Origin of the sequence: Cutibacterium sp. (assembly GCF_030525615.1) — a bacterium.
Lineage (GTDB): Bacteria > Actinomycetota > Actinomycetes > Propionibacteriales > Propionibacteriaceae > Cutibacterium.
Genome location: NZ_JAUNEJ010000004.1, coordinates 195,401 through 204,244, shown reverse-complemented (window position 1 = coordinate 204,244; position 8,844 = coordinate 195,401). Strand labels below are relative to the sequence as shown.

11 protein-coding genes and 1 tRNA gene are annotated in these 8,844 nt (G+C 59.9%); 2 read left to right on the top strand and 10 right to left on the bottom strand.

Annotated features, from left to right (window positions below):
- Positions 1-294: 294 nt before the first annotated feature.
- Together Q4B98_RS07970 and Q4B98_RS07965 are read left to right on the top strand one after the other, a co-directional pair.
- Complete coding sequence (locus Q4B98_RS07970; protein ID WP_303196619.1) at positions 295-1,131, top strand: hypothetical protein; 837 nt, start codon at positions 295-297, stop codon at positions 1,129-1,131.
- Positions 1,132-1,275: 144 nt separating this feature from the next.
- Positions 1,276-1,905: an NUDIX hydrolase gene (locus Q4B98_RS07965; protein WP_303196618.1), complete on the top strand. Its 630-nt coding sequence runs from the start codon at positions 1,276-1,278 to the stop codon at positions 1,903-1,905.
- A gap of 49 nt (positions 1,906-1,954) precedes the next feature.
- Here Q4B98_RS07965 and Q4B98_RS07960 read toward each other — a convergent pair whose 3' ends face one another.
- The 10 genes from Q4B98_RS07960 to Q4B98_RS07915 form a co-directional block, all read right to left on the bottom strand.
- Positions 1,955-2,785: a Bax inhibitor-1/YccA family protein gene (locus Q4B98_RS07960; RefSeq protein ID WP_303196570.1), complete on the bottom strand. Its 831-nt coding sequence runs from the start codon at positions 2,783-2,785 to the stop codon at positions 1,955-1,957.
- A 142-nt stretch (positions 2,786-2,927) separates the two neighbouring features.
- A tRNA-Leu gene (locus Q4B98_RS07955) sits at positions 2,928-3,000 on the bottom strand.
- 12 nt (positions 3,001-3,012) lie between these two features.
- Positions 3,013-3,945 carry a Ppx/GppA phosphatase family protein gene (locus Q4B98_RS07950; protein WP_303196569.1) on the bottom strand — a complete coding sequence of 311 codons (933 nt, stop codon included), beginning with the start codon at positions 3,943-3,945 and terminating at the stop codon, positions 3,013-3,015.
- Between the two features lie 12 nt (positions 3,946-3,957).
- Complete coding sequence (locus Q4B98_RS07945; RefSeq protein ID WP_303196568.1) at positions 3,958-4,482, bottom strand: DUF501 domain-containing protein; 525 nt, start codon at positions 4,480-4,482, stop codon at positions 3,958-3,960.
- 7 nt (positions 4,483-4,489) lie between these two features.
- Positions 4,490-4,945, bottom strand: coding sequence for a septum formation initiator family protein (locus Q4B98_RS07940; RefSeq protein ID WP_303196616.1), 456 nt, complete (start codon positions 4,943-4,945; stop codon positions 4,490-4,492).
- A 299-nt stretch (positions 4,946-5,244) separates the two neighbouring features.
- Positions 5,245-6,525 carry a phosphopyruvate hydratase gene (eno, locus tag Q4B98_RS07935; protein WP_303196567.1) on the bottom strand — a complete coding sequence of 427 codons (1,281 nt, stop codon included), beginning with the start codon at positions 6,523-6,525 and terminating at the stop codon, positions 5,245-5,247.
- Between the two features lie 102 nt (positions 6,526-6,627).
- On the bottom strand, positions 6,628-7,260 hold the full coding sequence (locus Q4B98_RS07930) for a MazG family protein (protein ID WP_303196566.1): 633 nt from the start codon (positions 7,258-7,260) through the stop codon (positions 6,628-6,630).
- Between the two features lie 5 nt (positions 7,261-7,265).
- Positions 7,266-7,796 (bottom strand): hypothetical protein, encoded by a 531-nt coding sequence (locus tag Q4B98_RS07925; protein ID WP_303196565.1) that lies wholly within the window; start codon positions 7,794-7,796, stop codon positions 7,266-7,268.
- A 64-nt stretch (positions 7,797-7,860) separates the two neighbouring features.
- A complete protein-coding gene (locus Q4B98_RS07920) occupies positions 7,861-8,040 on the bottom strand; it encodes a hypothetical protein (protein WP_303196564.1) in 180 nt (59 codons plus the stop codon).
- A 369-nt stretch (positions 8,041-8,409) separates the two neighbouring features.
- Positions 8,410-8,808: an AAA family ATPase gene (locus tag Q4B98_RS07915; protein WP_303196563.1), complete on the bottom strand. Its 399-nt coding sequence runs from the start codon at positions 8,806-8,808 to the stop codon at positions 8,410-8,412.
- Between the last annotated feature and the right edge of the window lie 36 nt (positions 8,809-8,844).

The window sequence follows — 8,844 nt, the reverse complement described above, 5'->3', positions numbered from 1 at the left end:
ACACCCCGGCACAACCACCACCAAAAACCACCACACAAGCAGCCCCCAGCAGCCCGCCACACACTACACACACCCCACCCACCACGCAAATCCAGCCCAAAGACACCGGCAGCCACACACCTGTCCGTTAGTCCACGTTTTCCTTGCCCGTAGACTCAACGTGTGAGGTTTCGAGCCAAAGAGTTTCGCCGAGTTACCAGCGTGGTCGTCAGTGTGATCGCGGTTTCTCTATGCGCATCATGTAACTCGCCCTCCCCTACTGCACCCTCGGATGAACCCAGCCGTACTGCTCTCGTGCCCTCGTCAAGGGTCACTCCATCAATCTCGCCACTCGACGGTGTGCATACCCGAGCAATCATCGATGAACTCGTAGCTGCCTCAGGTAATGGCCCTGTCACGAAGGTCGACATCACCAAAACAGCTTTAAGCCTCACCGTTCAAGCCGGCGGCTCTCCTACAGTGTGGACCTGGAAGAACGGCATAATCGATTCTTCTGCAACCCAAAGTACGCAGACGGTGTCGCGTCCTTTCAATCCAGACAACTTCGCCGTAGAAAAGATGCCGTCAATTCTGAGCCAAGCAACTGAGATCTCCGGCTCTCACATGAACCAGAACCTGCAGATCGTCGAGTACAACGAGGGCACTGTCCTCATGACGGTATCAACCAAGCCCGAAAGTCGGACAGTTTTTTTTCGCCCTGACGGGTCAGCCATCAACCACCTTGACTTCGCCACTGCTGCCGGTATGACCGAGGCTTTACGGGACGCTGTCTACAGGGCCAAGGAGGTCGGCCAGATCAGTTACCAACCTGGCAAGGGGGTCATGGTCGACACCGCAACTGCCACGTCTGGCATTGTCATGCGGCGTACCCGATCTGCTGATATGCCGGCATGGGCTGTCCAGCGCAAGGGCGATGCCGCCACGACCTTCTCCCCCACCCTTCTAGAACCCGACGTCATCGTCGAAGTCATGGTCCTGGCAGCAGCAGGAACCGATGACCCACCGTCAGAGATGGCATGGACTATCTCCTTAGACAAGAAACTCAATGCCCCCGTCATGTACATCAGCGTCGATGGCGTCTCCAAGGCCTTTGACACCAACGGCGTCGACGTCACCGACGAGATCAAGTAATCGCTCGAAAACCTTTACGCGGATGAGTTCATTGCGGACCTGGGCCGTTTCCTAGATCCAAGGTGGTTGAATGAAAGTGTGCTCATCACCGCAGTTGGAACGCCAGGCAGTGGGCAGACCCATGCCTTCCGCGTCCGCCACGGTATGAATCCGCACGTCGAACTCTGGCGTCACGGCCTCGTCGTCAAGGAGTATTTGTCGGCTGATCGGGTGAACGACGAGATTGTCGTCACCGCCCATGTCGGACCCCGGACCTCCACTTCTCAACCACCACGCACCCGCGATGGTGTACCCGATTTATCTGACGATCGACAGGCCGGCGAGTCGGTTCGTCCCTACCAACGCATTGCTGCCTACGCCGTCGTGAGGTCACGTCGAGGGTTACTAGGCACTGAATGCTCCCCTCGTACCGCAGTCCCAGGCCTATGGGCCCTCCCCGGCGGGGGGCTGGAACCTGGCGAATCCCCCGCCCAAGCCGTCACCCGCGAAATCATGGAAGAATCCGGGCAACGAGTCCGACTCAACCGCATTATCGACTTGCAGTCCGACCACTGGATCGGGAGATCCCCCTCTGGCGTGCTGGAGGATTTCCACGCCTTGAGGATTATCTACTCGGCAACAAGCGAGAACCCGACTGACCCTTATGTCATCGACGTCGGTGGCACTACACAGTCAGCCCAGTGGATTCCGCTATGGCGATGGCGTCGGTTGTCGTGGGGCGCGGCAACGCGAATATGCCTCGAAACCCATCTACGCGACGTCCCCAGCACCTGAGCGCAGAAGGGACCCGGTCGATGACCAGGCCCCTCCTGACACACTCATGTCACTCTGAACGGATGTAGCTGAGGATCCTCAAGATCTCGGTGTAGAGCCACACCATAGTCACTGCGATACCGAACGCAGCTCGCCAAGACTCAGAGACGGGAGCCTGATTGCGCACTCCCTGCTCAGCGAAATCAAAGTCCAGCACGAGGTTCATAGCAGCCAGAACAACACCCACGGCAGAGCAAAGAATGCCAAGGGGGCCGAAGCCGGCCAGGCCGATGTTAATTCCGAAGAACATCAGCACAAGGTTGATGAGCATCGCGAAGGCGAATCCGAAGGTTGAGATGACGACGATCTGGCGGAATCGCGGCTTTACCTGGATGTTGAAGAACTTGTATGCAGCAAGCGTCACACCGGCAGCGGCAAAGGTACCCAGGACAGCCTGCACGACGATTCCCGGATAGACAGCCTCGAAGATGGCTGACATGGCGCCAAGGAGGAACCCTTCGCACAAGCAGTAGAAGATGACGCCGGCAACAGGGACCTTGCTACGGGTGCTCACAATCATCGCCGTGACAAATGCGGCAATCGAACTCACCACTATTGAAAGACCACTGACCGCGATATTCGGTCCAATCACAGTGAAGCTCACGGCACCGATGGCGGCGATGATGAGCAACACCAGGCCAGTGCGACCCAGGACGTCGTCAAAGGTCATGGCACGCTCAGAACGACGCCCACGCGTGGCATCTTGTGACGGTACGCCCCATCCATCGCCGGGCTGTACCGACGTGCCGTACTGGGACCCGTACCCCTGGCCTGCCGGTTGACCATAGGGATTGCCATACGGCTGGAAGGCCTCGGCTCGGCTGAATACCGGGTTGGCCATGTGATCCTCCTGTGATAATCGTCGTGACATCTACTGTAAGCAACAACTCAAACAAGCGAAACCTTCCCCGCAACAAGGGACGATATTCGCACCACACCAACGACTGGGGTCGTACACACCGCGTAAATGGTGCAATCCTCAGTACCCCCGACGGGATTCGAACCCGCACTGGGACGGGTTTAAGCCGTCTGCCTCTGCCGTTGGGCTACGGGGGCTGGGGGAGAAGGTCAGTTCCCCTCTGCCAGCATTGCCAGCGCCATACCGTCAAGGATATCGGTCTCCGAGACGATAAGTTCACCTGCCGTGGCTCGATGACACACCTCGTCGATGATGAGGGCACCTCCACACAGTACCTCAGCACGGCGTCGCTTCAGCGGCCCCATCTGCTCAACCTCGTCAACCGTCGAAGAAAGCAGCTTGTCGGCCAGATGTGAGACCTGATCGGCTGTGAGCACCGACCGATGAACCTTGGCCCGATCGTACTCCTTGAGATTCTGATGAATCGCCGACAGACTCGTGACCGTTCCGGCCACACCAACGACGGTGCGTGCCGCAGCCACGTCGACCGAGCATTTATCGAGCATCGCACGGACGTATGAGCGCGCTTGGTCAATCTGGTCTGCGGTGGGTGGGTCGTCGTTCAGGAAACGCTCTCGCAGCCGTACTGAGCCGATATTGAGACTCACCTGAGATTCGATCTGATTTCCGCAGCCAACAACCAGCTCGGTGGAACCACCGCCACAGTCGATAACGAGGACAGGTTCCTCATTCACCTCAATTCCCGACATAGCTCCGGCGAAAGACAGGCTCGCCTCCTCGGTACCAGGGATGACCTCAGCATCGACTCCAAGGGCCTCGCGCACCCCGGTAAAGAACTCATCCCGGTTGGAGACGTCGCGGGCAGCCGAGGTCGCGACGAAACGAACCTCCTCGCAGTGATGTTCAGCGATGGTCTGCGCGAAGGTGCGACAGGCCGCAAATGTCCGTTCCAGGGCAGCAGGGTGGAAGGCACCAGCGGCGTCAACCCCCTGACCAAGCCTGACCAGCTCCAGATCTCTCGCCTGCTCGACGAGACGTCCGTGCGTATCCGCCGAGGCGATGAGCAGCCGGATGGAATTCGTCCCACAGTCGATGGCTGCGACGGTCCGATTATCAGTCATATCGATGTCCTGTCACTCCGGGTCGTGGTGCTCGGGCGAGCATGGGTTGCACCAGAACTCCCCCAGTTCCTCGACGACCTCGTCACCAAAGGGATTGACGCCCGGGCCTGCCGCCAAGGCGTGCCCGGCCAAAGCATGTAAACACTTGACGCGGGTCGGCATACCTCCAGCCGAAACCCCATCAATCTCAGGAACGGGGTCCAAACCCGCTTCCTCGCCGATTCTGGTGCGATCAGCGATGTACGCCTCATGAGCACGTCGGTACTGATCGGCGAGTTGCTCGTCCTCACTGAGTCGTGCCGTCATTCGGGCCATCAGTCCAGATGACTCGAGGGTTCCGATGAGGGATGCAGCACGCGGACAGGTCAGATAGTAGGTCGTCGGAAAGGGCGTGCCATTGGGCAATCTGGGCTCAGTCGCAATGACCGCAGGTTTTCCACAGCCACATCGCCACGCCACACCGGCAACACCGCGCGGCTCCCGACCAAGCTGGTCCCGTACAACGTCACGGTCGTCCTCGGAGAATTCTTCAAGCATGATCGCCTTATCGATGAGATGGGTTCGGGGAAGACGGCTTCGCCGGGGGCGTTGGTGCCGACGGCCTTGGTGTGGTCGCCACTCCGGCGACGGCGGCCGACGGTGCAGGGTGGTCAGCGTCCTCGATCGACCGAGCGACTTGCTTCCACCAGTCAGTCCCGGCGCGAGCTGCCGTAGCCGGGTCTTTATCGTCGAGAGAAGTCGTCGATCCGATGACCTTGCCGTCCTCTCCGATGACCTGGTAGCCAGTCTCTCCCGGCATGACCCAGCCGAGCTGTGATCTTGCCTGCGCACGCACGTAGTCGGGGTCATGCCACCTCTTGACCTCGTCCTGGAGAGTCGATATCGAGGCGCGTGCCTGCTCCTTGCCCTCCTGGATACGAGAGATCTGGGAGCGTTGGGAGAAATAAATCCCCAGACTGGGAGTAATCATGACGAGTACCAGCAAGACTGCGGCTCCCATCACGACCGCCCGTAACGTCAGACCGAACCGACGCGGCTGGTCAGTCTCGTCCTTGGGAACTGGGTTGCGCGGCGGGTCTGTATGCGTCGTCCGCTCATAGTTGCCGCGACTCCGTGGACTGGAACGGTGCGGAGAGGATGAGCGCACTCGTCCCCCGGCGGGTCGCTGGGACCTCCTGGAGGGACGGTTGTGGTTACTCGGTGTGCTGGCCATCGTGGTCCATCATGACACGACCGCCCCGGAAGTACCGGGACGGTCGTGTCATATCAGGTGCGCCGATCAGCACCTTGCGGTATCAATCAGGCCTGGAAACGCGGGAAAGCGGAAGCGCCGGCGTACTCGGCAGAGTCTCCCAGCTCCTCCTCAATGCGCAGCAGCTGGTTGTACTTGGCAATACGCTCGCCACGGGCCGGGGCACCGGACTTGATCTGGCCGGTCGACAGGGCGACGGCGAGATCGGCGATAGTGGTGTCCTCGGTCTCACCGGAACGGTGCGACATCATGCAGCGGTAGCCGTTGCGGTGGGCCAGCTCGACAGCGTCGATGGTCTCGGAGAGGGAGCCAATCTGGTTGACCTTGACGAGCAGGGCGTTGGCAGACTTGGTCTCGATACCCTTGGCGAGGCGCTTCGGGTTGGTGACGAACAGGTCATCTCCGACGATCTGGATCTTGTCGCCGAGTTTCTTGGTGAACTCGGCCCAGCCGTCCCAATCTTCCTCGTCCAGCGGATCCTCGATGGAGACCAGCGGGTACTTAGCGACGAGGCCCTCATAGTAGGCGATCATCTCAGCGGTGGACTTGGCCTGACCTTCGAAGGTGTACTTGCCATCCTCGAAGAACTCAGAGGCAGCGACGTCGAGGGCGAGGGCGACATCCTTGCCGGGCTCAAAGCCGGCAGCCTTGATGGCCTCGATGATGAGGTCCAGGGCTGCAGCGTTGCTGGGCAGGTTCGGGGCAAAGCCGCCTTCGTCGCCAAGTCCGGTAGCCAGACCCTTGTTCTTGAGGACCGTCTTGAGGGAGTGGTAGACGGCAGCGCCCCACTCATAAGCCTGCTTGAAAGACTCAGCGCCGATTGGAGCAATCATGAACTCCTGGATGTCGACGTCGGAGTCAGCGTGAGCGCCGCCATTGAGAATGTTCATCATCGGAACGGGGAGCACGTGGGAGTTCGGTCCGCCCAAGTACTGGTAGAGAGGAAGGCCAGCCGAGTCGGCAGCGGCGTGAGCCGCAGCCAGGGAGACACCAAGGATAGCGTTAGCGCCCAGCTTGCCCTTGTTGTCAGAACCGTCGAGATCGATCATGATCTGGTCGATGGTGCGCTGCTCGCTGGCGTCGCAGCCGAGCACCTCCTCGGCGATCTTCTCGTTGACGTTCTCAACAGCCTTGAGAACGCCCTTACCGGAGTAGCGCTTCTTGTCGCCGTCACGCAGCTCAACGGCCTCAAACTGACCGGTCGACGCCCCGGAGGGAACCGCAGCACGGGCCTCGGTGCCGTCGTCGAGAATCATCTCGACCTCAACAGTCGGGTTGCCGCGGGAATCGAGGATCTCACGGGCTTCGATGAATTCGATGGTTGCCATGGACCAACCTTTCAGAGAGGATCTTTGCGTCCGCTTCACAGCGTATCGAAACCAGACAACCAACGGTATTCCAGGAGTCCCTATTCCTTGACCTCGTGGCCGTCAGCGCCCTTCAGCCTCTCTGATCTCGCCCTCGAGCCGGCGTAACCGGTCACGTAGGGCTTGGTCGGCGTCGACTCCGCTCGCCTGTGCCCTGGCGACAAGGCTGAGGAGTTCGTCCCCGGTTTCCTTGGCGGTGATGGGTGTGTCGGGCAACTCGACGGCCACCCCGCGACTTCGCGCTCGCGATATGACCTTGGCGCTGCGGGCGACGCTTGACAGGGAGTGAGCGATGCCATCGAGACTGGAGGTACGTCCCTTCGCCGCTGCCTTGCGGGCTTCCCACGCGGCGTCCAAATCCTCAGGAACATCCTCATCTGAGAAAACATACGGGTGCCGAGCCACGAGTTTGGCGACGATTCCGCCAACCACCTGGTCGATGTCGAAGAGGCCGTCTTCCTCTGCAATCCGCGCATGAAAGACCACCTGGAGCAGCAGATCACCCAATTCCTCGACAAGATCGTCGTTCGTACCGGCCTCGATGGCGTCGATGACCTCGCCGGTCTCCTCGACCAGATAGGTGACGAGGGAACGATGGGTCTGACTACGATCCCAAGGACATTCCTCACGCAACCTCGCCATCACAGCAAGGAGTTCTGAGAAATCAGCCGTTGGCCTAGAGTCGTCAGACGCCATGCGAGTCAGGGGCGAGAGGTGAAGGGCTCGGACAGCGACGAACTCCCTTGCAGGGCAAGGTTCTTGGCGTCCCAGGTGCCCAACCTCGGATTTGCCTTGACTTCCACCGCAGCCAGATCTGCCATGGTCTTCTGCTCACCCTCAAGGTCGAAAAGATGGTAAATACCGGCAAAATCACGAGCCATCGCGTTGCAGACCGGGTCGGAGGTAAGCGCCGTCATGCCATTGCGAGCAATAATCTGGTCACGTTGGGCATCCGAGAGCTTTTCCCCGCGATTGTCCAGGATCTCCTGGGCGACGGCACCGCGAATCATCGTTGAAGAGATGACCTGACGAGGGGGTAACCCTGCGTTGGGATTGATGTACTTCGAGCAGTGATCTGCGGCCTCGTCAACCGACTCCATCGACACCGTTTTATTCCCGACTGTAGCTGCGGTGTTGGGGGAACCCGCGCACCCGGACAACCCTGCTATACCAAGGAATCCGGCCACTGCGACTGCGGCCATGCGGATCGGCATGGGACGCGAAAATGCCATGGGGCAACCCTCCTGAATTCGGTGCCGCGTCTTCAGCACGGCAAAGAAGCCTGTCAGAGGCATCCTACGACGAGACTCGCGGCTTCCGCACCCGTCCCGTGAGCGTGGCAACCGCCCCGGCGACGACGGCCCCGAGAAGCCACGTCATTCCCACCGGACTCTCGCCAGAGCTGACAACCCAGTTCCACCATGCCTCATAGCCGTATGCACGTCCCGTCAGCACTTCAATCAGGAACATACTCACAGCCGGTATCGAGGCAAGCCCTCGCGACATGAAACGCGCACACAGCAGGGTCAGTCCGGTACCGATCATGATATTGCGCGGGTCGCTAAACCCACCTCAATGAGGCCGGGACACGCGATGGTGGCCAGCAGCGGCAGGGCTGCGAACCATGAACCCAACATCGGCCCAACGTACCGGACGCCGAGATCTCAACTCCAACTCGACCGGATTCCTGGCCACCGACCAGCCGTGAGCCACAATGGCACAGACAGCACAGGAGAGCGCAGCAACAAGCAACAGCAGCCGGAAAATCGAAGTGCGCCATGGATATGAGGGCCATGACCGGTGCAAACCAGATACCTGGTGAGACCCGGATACGAGTCAACCAAGTCATGTCCGCACCGATCCGACGAGGCCAAGGTAGGAACGTTCGGCGCGGTTGGGGCCGGGGTCCGAAACACTGATGAACTCATCGGGAGTTCCTGTGAAGATGATGCAGTCCTCATTCATGACAACCACACGGTCGTAGAGGTCTTCGATGTCATCGACCAGATGGGTTGACACGACGACGACCTGGTCTCCAGATGGGGCCGACTTGAGAATCTCTCGGAACGAATAGCGTTGGGCCGGGTCTAGACCTGCGGTTGGCTCGTCTAACAGGAGAACCTGCGGGTTCGCCACCAAGGCTTGAGCGAGACCGACACGGCGTAACTGCCCCCTGACAAGCGCGACACCCGGGAAATCAGGCAGGCGTACCAGCCCAGCAGATGGTTTAAGTATTCCTGCCATGATTCGAAACAGCGTCGACTTCCCGGCACCATTGGG